The sequence below is a fragment of the Dactylosporangium sp. NPDC049525 genome, from assembly GCF_040676755.1.
GTDB lineage: Bacteria > Actinomycetota > Actinomycetes > Mycobacteriales > Micromonosporaceae > Dactylosporangium.
Genome location: NZ_JBFAPO010000098.1, coordinates 15,397 through 29,196, shown reverse-complemented (window position 1 = coordinate 29,196; position 13,800 = coordinate 15,397). Strand labels below are relative to the sequence as shown.

The 13,800-nt window shown below is 72.4% G+C and carries 5 protein-coding genes; 3 read left to right on the top strand and 2 right to left on the bottom strand.

Features of this window, described 5'->3' with window-relative positions; genetic code table 11:
* The coding region (locus AB0K00_RS55085) for a cellulose binding domain-containing protein (RefSeq protein WP_363539232.1) at window positions 1–1,241 on the bottom strand (1,241 nt) is incomplete at its 3' end.
* Between the two features lie 153 nt (window positions 1,242–1,394).
* On the opposite strand from AB0K00_RS55085, the gene AB0K00_RS55080 reads away from it, so the two are divergent.
* Complete coding sequence (locus AB0K00_RS55080; protein WP_363539230.1) at window positions 1,395–5,840, top strand: AAA domain-containing protein; 4,446 nt, start codon at window positions 1,395–1,397, stop codon at window positions 5,838–5,840.
* Window positions 5,841–6,525: 685 nt separating this feature from the next.
* Here the strand turns inward: AB0K00_RS55080 and AB0K00_RS55075 are convergent.
* Window positions 6,526–10,164, bottom strand: coding sequence for a family 78 glycoside hydrolase catalytic domain (locus tag AB0K00_RS55075; RefSeq protein WP_363539228.1), 3,639 nt, complete (start codon window positions 10,162–10,164; stop codon window positions 6,526–6,528).
* A 143-nt stretch (window positions 10,165–10,307) separates the two neighbouring features.
* Between AB0K00_RS55075 and AB0K00_RS55070 the strand changes: the two genes are divergently transcribed.
* Together AB0K00_RS55070 and cphA are read left to right on the top strand one after the other, a co-directional pair.
* Window positions 10,308–11,120 (top strand): cyanophycinase, encoded by an 813-nt coding sequence (locus tag AB0K00_RS55070; protein ID WP_363539226.1) that lies wholly within the window; start codon window positions 10,308–10,310, stop codon window positions 11,118–11,120.
* Window positions 11,110–13,800, top strand: coding sequence for a cyanophycin synthetase (gene cphA / locus AB0K00_RS55065; RefSeq protein WP_363539224.1), 2,691 nt, complete (start codon window positions 11,110–11,112; stop codon window positions 13,798–13,800). Before AB0K00_RS55070 ends, cphA begins: the two co-directional genes overlap by 11 nt.

Sequence of the window (13,800 nt, the reverse complement as noted above, 5' to 3'; positions counted from 1 at the left end):
TCGAACGGCATGATGGTGAAGACGTCGATGTTGGCGCCGGTGGACGCGGCGCGGCTGATGAGCTGCTGGGCGTAGTAGCCGGGGCCGGTCGTGGCGGTGCCGAAGGTGATGATGGTCTTCAGGGTGGGGTTGTTCTGCTTGACGATCTTGAGGGCGTCGACGATCCGGTTGCGGACCGTGTCGTTCTCGAACTCGTCGGTGTTCTCGATGTCGATGTCGATGGCTTTGAGGTTGTACGTGTTGATGACGGTCTGGTAGGCGTTGGCCAGGGCTTGTGGGGTGGAGCAGTTGGGGCCGAGTTTGTTGCCGCTCCAGCCGCCGAAGGACGGGATGACGTCGCCGCCGCCGGCGCGGACCTGGTTGATGACGGTCTGGTCGACGCCGCCGGTGAGTGGGCGGTTGCCGTCCCAGGCGGGGGTGCAGCCGCCGCCGGACAGGACGAACGCGAGGGTGAACCAGCGGATCCCGGTCGCGGACTGGATGGTCTGCGGGTTCGGCGGCTCGCCCCACTGGTAGAGGTACGGGGCGGCGGCGAACCCGCTCGGTGTGGTGGTGCCGCCGGTGGTGGTGGCGGTGACGCTGTTGGACGCCGCGGACTCCCCGACCGTGTTGTACGCCTTGACGGTGTAGGTGTGGGTCGAGCCGGCCGCCAGCCCGGACACCGTGGCGGTGGTGCCGGTCACGGTCGCCCGCACGGTGCTGCCCTCATAGACGCGGTAGCCGGTGACGGTACCCGTCGAAGCGTTCCACGCCAGAGAGAAACTGGTGTTCGTCGTCGCGGTCACCCGGAAGTTACCCGGGACGCCCGGCGTGCCGGCCGGCGTGGTCACCGGCGGCGTGGTCGGCGTGGTGCCGCCGCCGCAGGAGGCGCCGTTCAGCGTGCAGTTGGTCGGGTCGCCGCTGCCGGCGGCGATGAACCCGAAGCTGGCGGTGCCGCCCGGGGCGATCGTGCCGTTCCAGGTGCTGGCAAACGTGATGTGGCCGGTGGTGCCGGTCCGGTTGGCGTCCCACGACGAGCTGATCGAGGTGCCGCCCGGCAGGTCGATCGCGACCGTCCAGCCGTTGATCGTGCTGGTCGTGCCGTTGGTGATGGTGTACTTGCCCTCATAGCCGGAACCCCAGCTGGAGGTTTTGACGAAGGCGGCGGTGGCGGGCGCGGCGAACGCGGGCGTCGCGGCGACGATGACGGTGGCCGCGACCGTTGCCAGGGCAGCCGCGATCACCCCGATACGCAGTCTCATTGCAGACCTGCCTCGGACTCGAGCGAGATGGGGGATTTGGGGGCGCCCTTAGCGCTGGACATTACGCGAAGGTTTGTTAACAGTAAAGATGCTGATCGATCAGCGGCTTTTGATCAGTGCAGAGTGTCGTACCCGGCCACTACGCTCGGCACCGTGAACGGACAGACGCGGGCGACGCTCGTGCAGGAAGCCTCCCGACGGTGGCGCTCGCAGCTCATCGACCTGGGCGGGCGTAACACGCTGCTGTATTACAAGGACCTGCGCGCGGGCACGCTGGACCTGTCCGCAGCCGACCCGGTCGCGGTCGCCGCGCTGCTGGGTGGGCGCACCATGTCGCTCAGCCAGCTGTTCACCCGTTCCGCCGCCGGGAAACGCTCCCGCGCCGGTGCCGGCGAGGAGCCGGCGGCCGGTGAGGGTCCGGCGCCGGACGACACCGCCCTGGATCTGGCCGCCTCGAAGCCGCCGGTGGTCGCGGAGCCGGATCCGACCGGGTCGCGGCTGGCGGACTCGCAGCGGCCCGCCATCGGGCGGGCGAAAGTGCCGTCGGGGCCGGTGGAGGACATCGAGGTCGTCGCTGATCCGCCTGTCGAGGTCGGGCCCGGCGCCGAAGCCGCCGAGGGTGCCGAGCCCGCCGAGGTCGCCGAGCCTGACGAGGGGCCGGTGCTCACGCACGCCGCCGCCGTCAAGCGCGCCCGCACGATCAGGAACAAGGCCCGCGAGCTGGCCGAGGAGCGCGGCATCGAAACCTGTTTCGTGGCCATCGGCAGCGCGACCTGGACCCCGCCCGCCGGCAGCGGCGTGCCCGCGGCACCGGTGCTGCTGCGCTCCGCCCAGCTGCGCGCCCGCGGCGCCGCCGAGGACGACTTCGAGCTGAGCGTCCACGGCGACACCGAGGTCAACCCGACCCTGCTGCAGCTGCTCGAGGAGGAGTTCGGCGTCCAGGTCGACGCCGACGAGCTCGAGGAGCTGATCAGCTACACGGCCGGCTTCGACCCACAGCCCCTCTATGAGCGGCTCGTCAAGGAGGCGTCCGGCCGGGTCCGCGGGTTCACCATCGGCCCGCGGTGCGTGCTCGGCACGTTCTCCTATGCCAAGCTGCCGATGGTCAACGACCTGCGGGTCGCCGCCGAAGCCCTGGAGGGCCACGAGATCATCGCCGCGATCGCCGGTGACGGCGAGGCGCAGCAGCGGCTGCACGCGGTCGGCGCGGTCCAGCCCGACGACCCCGACCTGATCGCACCCGTCGACGAGTTCCTGGTGCTGGACGCCGACTCCTCGCAGAACTATGCGATCAACGCCGTCCTCACCGGCCAGCACAGCGTGATCAAGGGCCCGCCCGGCACCGGCAAGAGCCAGACCATCGCCAACCTCATCGCCTCCCTGGTCGCCCGCGGCAAGCGGGTCCTGTTCGTGGCGGAGAAGCGGGCCGCGATCACCGCCGTCACCGACCGGCTCGCCCGGCGCGGGCTCGGCAGCCTGGTCATGGACGTGCACGACGGCACCACGTCCCGGCGCAGGGTCGCCGCCGACCTCAAGGCCGCGTTCGACTCCGCCGCCAGGATCGCCCAGCCCGACCTCAGCGTCCTGCACGAGACCCTGGTCACGAAGCGGGCCCAGCTCAACGGGCACGACGAGGCGCTGCACCAGGTCCGTGAGCCGTGGGGCGTCAGTGCGTATCAGTCGCAGAGCGCCCTCGTCGCGCTGTCCGCGTTCCTGTCCGAGGCCGGGCAGTCGATGACGGCGGTGCGGCTGCGCGGGCAGACCCTCGCCGCCCTCGACGCCGGCACCGCCCGCCGGGTCCGCGAGCAGCTGCGCGACTTCGCGGCCCTCGGCGGGTTCACCATCACCGCTCAGCAGTCGGGTTGGGTCGGCGCCGCTGTGCGTACACCTGCTGACGCCGAAGCCGCATTCGACCTTGTGGAGCGGCTCGCCGAGCGGACCCTGCCCGCGGCCCGGCCGGGGTTGCGGCACGTCCAGGAGCAGACCGGGCTGCGCCCGCCCGCGGACCTGGCCGGCTGGCGCAACCTGTTCGCGTTCCTCGACGGGATCGCCGCGACCCTGAGCAACTTCCGCGACGACGTGTTCCGGGTCGACCTCGCCACCCACATCGCGTCCGCCGCCGACGCCGCCTGGCGCCGCGAGCACGCCGGCCAGCCCGGCGCCGACGCCGGCTGGCTCACCCGCCGGCGGATGCGCAAGCAGGCCGCCCAGCTCTGGCGCGGCCCCGGCAGCCCCAGCCGGCAGCAGCTGTTCGCCGGCCTGTCGACGGCGCTCACCCAGCGGGCCCAGTGGACCCGCGCCGCCGCCGACGGTGGCCCGCCCCGCCTGCCGGCCGAGCTGGCCCGGGCCAAGGCCGCGTTCGAGCAGCTCGACACGCAGGTCACGCAGTTGCAGCGGCACCTGCCACACCTCGGCCTCGCCGGCCTGGACCTCGACCGGCTGGGCACCGTGCTGGCCGGGCTCGCCGCCGACGAGCGCACCCTGCGCAAGGTCCCGCGGCTCAACGAGCTCGGCGCCGCGTTCAGCGGCCTCGGCCTCGAGCAGCTCGTCGCCGACCTCGCCGCCCGCCGCCCCGACGCCGACCTGGCCGCGGCCGTCTTCGACGCCTGCTGGCACGCCTCGATCCTGCAGCACCTCAACTTCACCGACCCCCGCATCGGCGCGTTCGACGGCCCGCTGCACACCCGCACCGTCGAGGAGTTCCGCGCCGCGGACCGCGCGCACATCGACGCGACCGCCAGCCGCGTCCTGCGGGCCGTCGCCGAGCACATCACCCGCACCCGTGACCAGCACCCCGACGAGAGCCGCCTCGTCGAGCACCAGGCCAACCTCAAGCGCCGGCACCTGCCGATCCGCCAGCTCTTCGCGACCGCCCCGCACATGCTGACCGCGCTGCGCCCGTGCTGGGCGATGAGCCCGCTGATCGTGTCGCAGCTGCTGCCCGCCGAGGCGGACCTGTTCGACGTCGTCGTCTTCGACGAGGCCAGCCAGGTCACCCCCGCCGACGCGGTCCCGGCGCTGCTGCGGGCCCGGCAGGTCGTCGTCGCCGGCGACGAGCACCAGTTGCCGCCGACGTCGTTCTTCACCGCCGCGGAGGACGGTGGCGGCGCCGACCCGCTCGGCGTCCGGGCCGACGGCTCGATCGACCTGTCGCTCACCTCCGGCTACGAGTCGATCCTGGACGTGCTGACCGCGCTGCTCCCGGCGTATCTGCTGCGCTGGCACTACCGCAGCCAGGACGACCGGCTCATCGGCTTCTCCAACGCCCACATCTACGACCGCTCGCTCGTGACGTTCCCCGGCACGGCCGGCGCCGGCTCCGTGCGGCACGTGCATGTCGCTTTTGATGCTGCGAACACCGACACGGACAGCGTGACCGCAGAGGTCGACCGGGTCGTCGAGCTGGCGTTGCAGCACGCCCAGCTGCGCCCGAGCGAGTCCCTCGGGATCATCACCATGGGCATCGTGCACGCCGACCGCGTCGACCTCGCCCTGCGCAAGGCCCTGTCCGCCCGCCCCGAGCTGCACGCGTTCTTCTCCGAGTCCGCCGCCGAGCCGTTCTTCGTCAAGAACCTCGAACGCGTCCAGGGCGACGAGCGCGACGCGATCATCCTGTCCATCGGCTACGGCAAGAACGCCGCCGGTCAGCTGCCCTACCGCTTCGGCCCGCTGCTGCTGCCCGGCGGCGAGCGGCGGCTCAACGTCGCCATCACCCGCGCCCGCCGCCGGATGACCCTGGTCAGCTCGTTCACCGCCGCCGACATGGACCCCGCCCGCAGCACGTCGGAGGGGGTGCGCCTGCTGCGTGCCTACCTCGAATACACCGAGTCCGGCGGCACGTCGCTGAGCGGCACCGCGGCCGAACGCGTCCAGCCCGACCCCTTCGAGGCCGACGTCCTCGCCCGCCTCACCGCCGCCGGCATCCCCGTCACCGCCCGCTTCGGCGTCACGGGTGCCTTCATCGACTTCGCCTGCGCCCACCCGTCCGAGCCCGACGAACTCGTCCTCGCCATCGAGACCGACGGCGCCACCTACCACTCGGCGAGCACCGCCCGCGACCGCGACCGCCTCCGGCAGGAGCAGCTCGAGCGGCTCGGCTGGCGCTACCACCGCATCTGGTCCACCGACTGGTTCGCCGACCCGGCCGCCGAGACCGCCCGCACTCGCGCCGCATATGACGAGGCGGTCGCCGCGGTCGACGCCCGCCGCACCAACGAGCCGACCATCGTGCTGCACCTGCCGGCACCGTCCACCCCGGCCGACGCACCCTCCGACCGCACTCTGCCCCGGCCGGACTTCACCCCTGGCCGCCCGATCGCCGAATACCCGGCCGCGGTGCTGGTCGACCTGATCCGCTGGATCGAGTCCGACACCCTGCTGCGGACCGAGGAGCAGGTCCTCGAGGAGGCCCGGCGAGAGCTCGGCTTCAAGCGCGGCGGCACCCGCATCAACGCCGCCCTCACCGACGCCCTCCGCCAGTCCCGTGCCGCCGCTGCCTCGCTGTCCGCTCTGCCGCCGGACGCCGACCGGACGATGATGCTGGACCTGCCCGCGGACGACGAGACCCGAATCCTGCCGCAACGCCCCGAGACCGACTGAGGGGCCGGCCGCCCTTCTTTGTTGCGGTCGACCATCGGCGCGCCCTCCGCATGGGCGGCTGCGTGGAGACCCGTGCGGCGAAGGTCGCCGTCCGACCAGGCTCGCCGGGAACCGGCCGCCCCGCGACGTCGACCCACCGGACGACCCGAACGATCCCTCGGGGTCAGAGAGCCTGGTGCGAATCGGCGGCTCGCAGGCCTGGGCAGGGCGGCGCAGAGCGTGTTGCGAAATGGAGCAGCACGGCGCCGCATGGGTCCGACTCGCGATCGGTCGTGCGTCGCCGGTCACGTGTTCCGCCGACGCTGGCGCCCATCCGGACAGATCCGGGACGGCATCCGCCAAGGCCCCGCGCCGGCCGCCGAGACGACTGGCGGTCCCGATCATGGTGACGAGCGCCTGGCGCCCGACCGGCAACACGCAGCGGTCTCGCGCGGGCTCCGGCACGCATCCCGGTCTGAATGCCGGGAGGACCGTGATCAACGGCGAAGTCATCCCGCACCTTCGGTCCGTCCCCGGGTGTCGGCAACGGACCGAATGCGCGAAGCGGACGAAACGCGCCCTTAGCGGACTATCGGCCGGGCCGAACCGTCCGCGGACGCAACAGATCCAGAGCACTGGTGGTGGTCGGAGGACGGAGCCGGCTGCGGGTGGCGGCCGAGTCCGTCCTCCGATCACACGCGGGTGGCTACACGGGGGCGGTGAAGGTGTACGAGCCCGCCGGCAGCAGGAACGTTCCCGATCCCGACGGGACGGCCTGGCCGGGAGCCAGGATCGAGCCGGGCTGCGAGGTCGGGACCTTCACCGTGGCCGAGGCGCCGGCCGGGACCGTGACCCGCAAGGTCAGGGCGCCGGCGGAGATCGACCAGTCGCTGACCGCGAGGCCGTACGGGGTCTCGTACGACGACTTGGCCGAGGTCAGGCCGCCGCCCGGTTGCGGGGCGATGAGCAGCGACGCGTAGCCCGGTGACGCCGGTCCGAGGCCGCCGACCTGGCGGTACAGGAAGTCGCCGACGGAGCCGAGACCGTAGTGGTTGAAGGAGTTCATCCCGGGATCCTGGAAGGAGCCGTCGGTGCGGATGCCGTCCCAGCGCTCCCAGATCGTGGTGGCGCCGCGGCTGTTCATGTACCCCCAGCCGGGGAAGCCGGGCTGGAGCAGGATCTGGTACGCCGTGTCCGCGTGGCCCGTGTTGGCGAGGACCGGCAGGAGGTTCTCGACGCCCAGGAAGCCGACGGACAGGTGCCCGCCGGTCGCGGCGACCTTGGCGACGAGCTTGTCGGCCAGGGAAGCAGTCCGGGAGGACGGCACGAGGCCGAAGGCCAGGGCCAGGACGTAGCCGGTCTGGGTGTTGCCGGAGACGGTGCCGTCGGCGGCGACGAAGCGGGACGTGAATGCCGCGCCGACCTGGTCGGCGAGGGTGCCGTAGGAGGCGGCCTGCGCGGTCCGGCCCGTGGCGAGGGCCATCCTCGACACCAGGCGGGCCGACCAGGCGAAGAACGCCGTGGATATGACGTCCTGGGCGGTGTTGTCGTTGACGTTGAGCCAGTCGCCGTAGGTGGGCTGGTTGCGGATCAGGTCGCTGCCCGAGGTGGCGCGCAGGTAGTCGACCCAGCGGGCCATCGCGTCGAAGTGCTCGTCGACGACGCGGATGTCGCCGTGGCGCTGCCAGAGGGTGTAGGGGACGATGACGCCCGCGTCGCCCCAGCCGGCGGTGCCCGCGCCGCAGCACACGGCGGGTGCCACGTCGGTGAAGGCGCCGTCGGCGCGCTGGGCGTCGACGAGGTCGTCGGCGAACTTGTCCAGGAAGCCCTGGACGTCGACGTTGAAGGTGGAGGTGCCGGCGAAGATCGCGATGTCGCCGGTCCAGCCGAGCCGCTCGTCGCGTTGCGGGCAGTCGGTGGGGATCGACAGCATGTTGGAGCGTTCGCCCCACAGGATGTTGTGCTGGAGCTGGTTGACCAGGGCGTTCGAGGTGGTGAGGGTGCCGAGCTGCGAGCCGGAGGTCCACGCGGCGCGGCCGGTGACGGTGTCCGCGGTCGGGGTGAAGCCGGCCGGGAGGCCGGTCAGCTCGACGTAGCGGTAGCCGTGGACGGTGAAGCGTGGCTCGTAGACCTCGGCGCCGCCGGTACCGGCGAGCGTGAAGCGATCCGTCGCCTGGGCGGCACGCAGGTTGGTGGTGTAGAGCTGGCCGCCGGTGAGCACCTCGGCGTGGCGGATCTGGACGGTGGAGCCGGCCGGGCCGGTGACCGAGATGCGGTTCCAGCCGGTGAAGTTCTGGCCCATGTCGAAGATCCACACCCCGGCCGACGGCTGGGTGACGGCGGCAGGGCGGAACTCCTGCTGGACGCTCACCCCGTTGTCGACCTGCGCGACCAGGTTGGGCTTGGTGCCCGTCCGGACTGCGGCCGTGGGCCAGGCGCTGTCGTCGAAGCCGAAGCCGTCCCAGTTCGCGACGGCCAGGCGGGCGTCGTAGCTTTCGCCGGCGTACAGGTCGTCGGCGCGGATCGGTCCGTTGATCACCTTCCACGTGTTGTCGGTGCGGACCGTCGCGCTGGTGCCGTCGGTGTAGGTGATGACGAGCTGCGCGGAGTACCACGGCTGGGTGCCGTACTTCTGGCTGCCGGCGAAGCCGAGGCTGCCGGAGTACCAGCCGTTGCCCAGCCAGGCACCCAGCGCGTTGGCGCCCTGGCGGATCTGGCCGGTGACGTCGTACACCTTGTACTGGACGCGTTTGTTGTAGTCGGTCCAGCCGGGGGCGAGGACGTCGGTGCCGACGCGGGCGCCGTTGAGGCGGGTCTCGTGCAGGCCGAGGGCGGTGGTCAGCAGCCGCGCGGACGCGACCGGCTTGCTCACCGTGAAGCCCTTGCGCAGCAGCGGCGCCGCCTTCGCGACGACGACGTTCGCGCCCCACGGGCCGGTGCCGTAGGTGGCCACGGTGCGGGCCGCGGGCCAGGCGCTGTCGTTGAACCCGCCCTGGTTCCAGCCGCCGGGTGCGGTGGTGGAGGACTTCCACGACGCGTCGGTGACGAGGTTGACGCCGGTCAGCTTGGCGATCATGCCGGCCGGTGACTGGGTGGTGTTCTCCGAGGAGATGGCGATGGTGTTGGTACCGGCGACGAGCCGGCTCCTGATGTCGGTGACGGCCGCCTGCTGCCACGACTGGTACACCCGCGGCGACGTGCTGACCTGGGTGCCGTTGACCCACACGTCGGCGGTGTCGTCGCCGGTCACGATCAGGGTCGCGGCGGCCGGGACGGAGGCGAGGGTGAACGTGCGCCGGAAGTAGCGGGTCGCGGCCGGCACGCCCGCGGCGGGGTCGCCCTCCGGGTACCAGATCCAGGTGGCGCCGGACAGGTCGGCGGTGACGGCGGTCTGGCCGATGAAGTCACCGGTCCACTCGGTCGCCGGCGTGCGCAGGCCGGTCTCGAAGAACCAGGTCGGGCTCCACGCGCTGACCCGGCCCTGGGTGTCCCAGACCCGGACCTTCCACGTGTAGCGCTTCAGCGACTGCAGCGCCGGGCCGTTGTAGACCACGTCGACCTGCTGGCCGGACGGGACCCGGCCACTGTTCCAGACGCCGTCGACGGACAGCTCGTACGCGGCCTGCCGCTGCTGCACGGCGGTCGAGGTGAGCTTCCAGCCGAAGCGGGGCTTGGCCGCGTCGACGCCGAGGGGGTTGGCCCGGTGCTCGACGGTGCCGCTCGCCACGCTCAGTGGTGACGGCGCGTTGGGGTCCGGCAGGACCACGTCGGAGTTCCACGGGCCGACGCCGTAGGCGCCGAGGTCCGCGGCGGCCGGCCAGCCGCCGTCGGCGAACCCCGGCTGTTCCCAGCCGGTCGGCACGGTCTGGAACGCCTTCCAGCTGCCGTCGGTGATCACGTCCGTGGTGCCGCCGGCGGTGACGACGTGCACCTTGCCGATCATGCCGGCCGGGCCGGCGGTGGTGTTGCGTGCCGCGATCGCGACGGTGTTGGTACCGCTGACCAGGGCGGACTGCAGGTCGACGTAGACCGCGTTGTGCCAGGAGTCCGCGACCCGCGGGGAGGCGGCGACGGGCTTGCCGTTGAGCCACACGTCGACGGTGTCGTCGCCGGTGACGACCAGCTGCGCCTCGGTGACCGCGCCGGCGGCGACGGTGAAGCTCTTGCGGAAGTAGCGGTATGCGGCGGGTGCGCTGGTGGCGGGGCTGCCCTCGGGGTACCAGACCCAGTGCGCGCCGGAGAGGGCGACGGGCGTCGCGGCGTTGGCCGGTGTGGACGGTGCGGTGAGGAACGCGGCAAGCAGAACGAGCGCGGTGGCGCCCGCGCGGCGTCTCTTCAGGCGCATGGCGGTGCTCCTGTCGGAATGTGTGAAACGTTTCATTAAAACGTTTCATATGGCGGTGATGCACTGACTGTACGTAGACCCTGGTCAATAAGCAACGCTCTGCCGCGCAACGAACCGCAAGATGAGGGGAGTGTGGAGGTGGGATGCCGGGAAAGCTGCTCGTCATCGGTGGTGCGGAGAGCCATGACGCCGGTGATGACGCCATCCTTGAACGGTTCGTGCTGCTCGCCGGCGGTCCCGAGGCGCACCTCGTGGTGATCGCGACCGCGAGCGAGAGCCCCGAGCAGCGCGAGAAGGAATACGCCGAGGTCTTCCACCGCCTCGGCGCCCGACGCGTCACCCCGCTGCGCCTGGACGACCGCGAGGACAGCAACAGCTCCCTCGCCGTCGCCGCGATCGAGCGCGCCACCGGCGTCTTCTTCACCGGCGGCGACCAGCTGCGCATCACCACCGTCGTCGGCGGTTCCAAGGTCGACACCGCGCTGCACGCCCGGCTCGCCGACGGCATGATCCTCGCCGGCACCAGCGCCGGCGCCGCGATGATGTCCAGCACGATGATCCTCGGCGGCAGCATCGCGTCGGTCTCCACCGACAGCGTCCGCACCGGCCCCGGCATGGAGTTCCTGCCCGGTGTGCTCATCGACATGCACTTCGCCCAGCGCGGGCGGCTCAACCGGCTGCTCAGCGCCATCGCGATGTTCCCGCACGAGCTCGGTCTCGGCATCGACGAGAACACCGCGATCCTCGTCGAGGGCGACGTGTTCGAGGTCCTCGGCGCGGGCACCGTCACCGTCATCGACGCCGGCCAGGCCCGCACGATCAGCGCCACGCTGTCCGACGTCGGCGGGCCGATCGCCCTGTGCGGCGCCCAGCTGCACGTGCTGCCGGCGGGCTGGCGGTTCAACCTCACCGAGCGGGCTGCCATCAAGAGATCGGAACGAGATCATGCGCATTGAGAGCAGTCGCCGGCTGCGCGGACCCAACCGGTACCTCGCGCGTCCCGTCCAGGTCACCCGGGTCCTGCTCGACGGGCTGACCGAGCGCGAGAGCAGCGACTACCCCGGCTTCACCGAACGGCTCCTGACCGCGTTCCCCGGCCTCGCCGAGCACCACTGCGCCTTCGGCGAGCCCGGTGGCTTCGTCAAGCGGCTCATCGGCGGCACCTACTTCGGGCATGCCGCCGAGCACGTCGCGATCGAGCTCTCCCAGCGCATCGGCCGCCAGGTCAACTTCGGCCGGACCGAGGGCACCGGCGTACCCGGCGAATACGACGTCGTCACCGAGTGCCCGCTCGACGAGCCACCCGGCTCCCGCGTCGCCGAGGCGCTGCTGTCCCTCGCCATCACCGGTGTACTGGCGGCGCTGCACGCCGAACCCGTGCGGGTCGACGACGAGCTGGCGGAGCTGCGCCGCACGTACGAGGGGGAGAAGAGCGGGCCGAGCACCACCGCCATCGCCGACGCCGCCCGGGAGCGTGGCATCCCGGTCGAACGCGTCGGCGAGCTCAGCCTGCTGCGGCTCGGCTACGGCCGGCACCGGCGCCTCGTCTGGGCCGCGCTCACCGACCAGACCTCCGCGATCGGCGTCGACATCGCCTCCGACAAGGAGCTCACCCGGCGGCTCCTCGACGAGGCCGGCGTCCCCGTGCCCAGCGGGGGCGCGGCGACCTCCCTCGCCGCGGCCCTGGACCTCTTCGCCGAGCTCGGCCCGCCCGTCGTCGTCAAACCCCGGCAGGGCCGCCAGGGGATGCACGTGTTCCTCGGCATCGACTCGCCCGACGCGCTGCGCGCCGCGTACGAGGCCGCCACCGCGGACGGCGACGACGCCGTCGTCGAACGCGAACTGACCGGCCGCGACTACCGCGTGCTGATCGTCGGCGGCCAGGTCGTCGCCGCCGCCGAGCGGGTCGCCGCGCACGTCGTCGGCGACGGCGCCACCGACGTGGCCGGCCTGATCGCCCGCGCCAACGAGGACCCGCGCCGCGGCGTCGGCCACGCCCGGGCACTGACCCGGCTCACCGTCGACGACGTCGCGCGCACCCTGCTGCACCGCCAGTGCCTCGACGTCGCCGCGGTCCCCGCCGACGGGCAGATCGTGCGGCTGCGCGAGAACGCCAACCTCTCCACCGGCGGCACCAGCGTCGACGTCACCGACCTGGTCCACTCCTCCGTCGCCGACCTGTGCCGGCGGGTCGCCGCGATCGTCGGCCTCGACATCGCCGGGATCGACCTGCGCCTGCCGTCGATCGCCGAGCCGCTGCCGCCGACCGGGGTGGCCACCGGCGGCGGCGTCATCGAGGTCAACGCCGCACCCGGGCTGCGCATGCACCTCGACCCCAGCGACGGCACCGCCCGCGACGTCGGCGCGGCGGTCGTGGAGGCGCTGTACCCGGCCGGCACGCCGTCGCGGATCCCGATCGTCGCGATCACCGGCACGAACGGCAAGACCACCGTCGCCCGCCTCACCGCGCACCTGCTCGACGGCGCCGGCCTGCGCGTCGGCGTCACCACCACCGACGGCATCGCGATCGGCGGGCGGCTCGTCCAGCGCGCCGACGCCACCGGCCCGCGCTCCGCCCGGGTCGTGCTCAGCGACCCCACGGTCGACGCCGCGGTGCTCGAGACCGCCCGCGGCGGCCTGCTCCGCCAGGGCCTCGGATACGACTGGAGCGACGTCGGCATCATCACCAACCTGACCGGGGACCACCTCGGCCAGGACGGCATCGAGAGCGTCGAGGACCTCGTCGCCCTCAAGTGCCTCATCGGCGAACGCGTCCGCGAGGGCGGCGCCGTCGTGCTCAACGCCGACGACGCGCGCAGCCGCGGCCTCGCCGCCTATCCCGACGGCCGGTTCGCCAAGCGCGAGATCATCTGGTGCAGCCTCGACCCGCGCAATCCGCTCATCCGGCGGCACTGGGACACCGGCGGACGGGCGTACCTGCTGGCCGACGGCTGGCTCGTCGAGCTTGCCGACCGCCGCTGGATCCCGCTCCTCGCCGTGCACGAACTCGGCGGCGGCTTCGGCGGCGCCGCCCGCCACCTGGTCGCCAACGCCCTCGCCGCGACCGCCGCCGCCCGCGTCCTCGGCGTCGCCACCACCCGCGTCGCCGAACGCCTCCGCACCTTCACCGAGAACCCCGCCGACAACCCTGGACGGGGCATGCTGCTGCGCCTCGGCGGGACCGACGTCCTCGTCGACTACGCGCACAACCCGGCCGCCATTCGCGCCGTCGGCGACCTCGTCGACCGCCTCTGGGGCGTGTCCCGCGCGGTCGCCGTCGTCACCCTGCCCGGCGACCGCCGCGACGACCTGCTGCGCGAGTCGGCGCGTGAGATCGGCGCCCGCTTCGACCGGGTCGTCCTCTACGAGGACAGCGACCGCCGCGGCCGCTCACCCGGCGAGGTCCCGGCGCTGCTGCACGAGGAGCTGCTCGCCACCTCCCCGTCGACGAACTGCACCGTCGTGCGCACCGTCGACGAGGCCGTCCCTGCCGCCCTGGCCATGGCCCGCCCAGGCGACGTGGTGCTGCTGCTGTACGAGAAGATCGAACCCGTCCTCTCGCTGCTGCACACCCTCGGCGCCCGGACCGTCTCCGATCCACACGTGTCGTTTCCACTCATTGGGGCATCTGTATGA

Excerpts from the sequence above, each read along its gene's own strand:
- AB0K00_RS55075 (WP_363539228.1), bottom strand. The coding sequence starts at position 10,164 with ATGCGCCTGAAGAGACGCCGCGCGGGCGCCACCGCGCTCGTTCTGCTT.
- AB0K00_RS55070 (WP_363539226.1), top strand. The coding sequence starts at position 10,308 with ATGCCGGGAAAGCTGCTCGTCATCGGTGGTGCGGAGAGCCATGACGCC.
- cphA (WP_363539224.1), top strand. The coding sequence starts at position 11,110 with ATGCGCATTGAGAGCAGTCGCCGGCTGCGCGGACCCAACCGGTACCTC.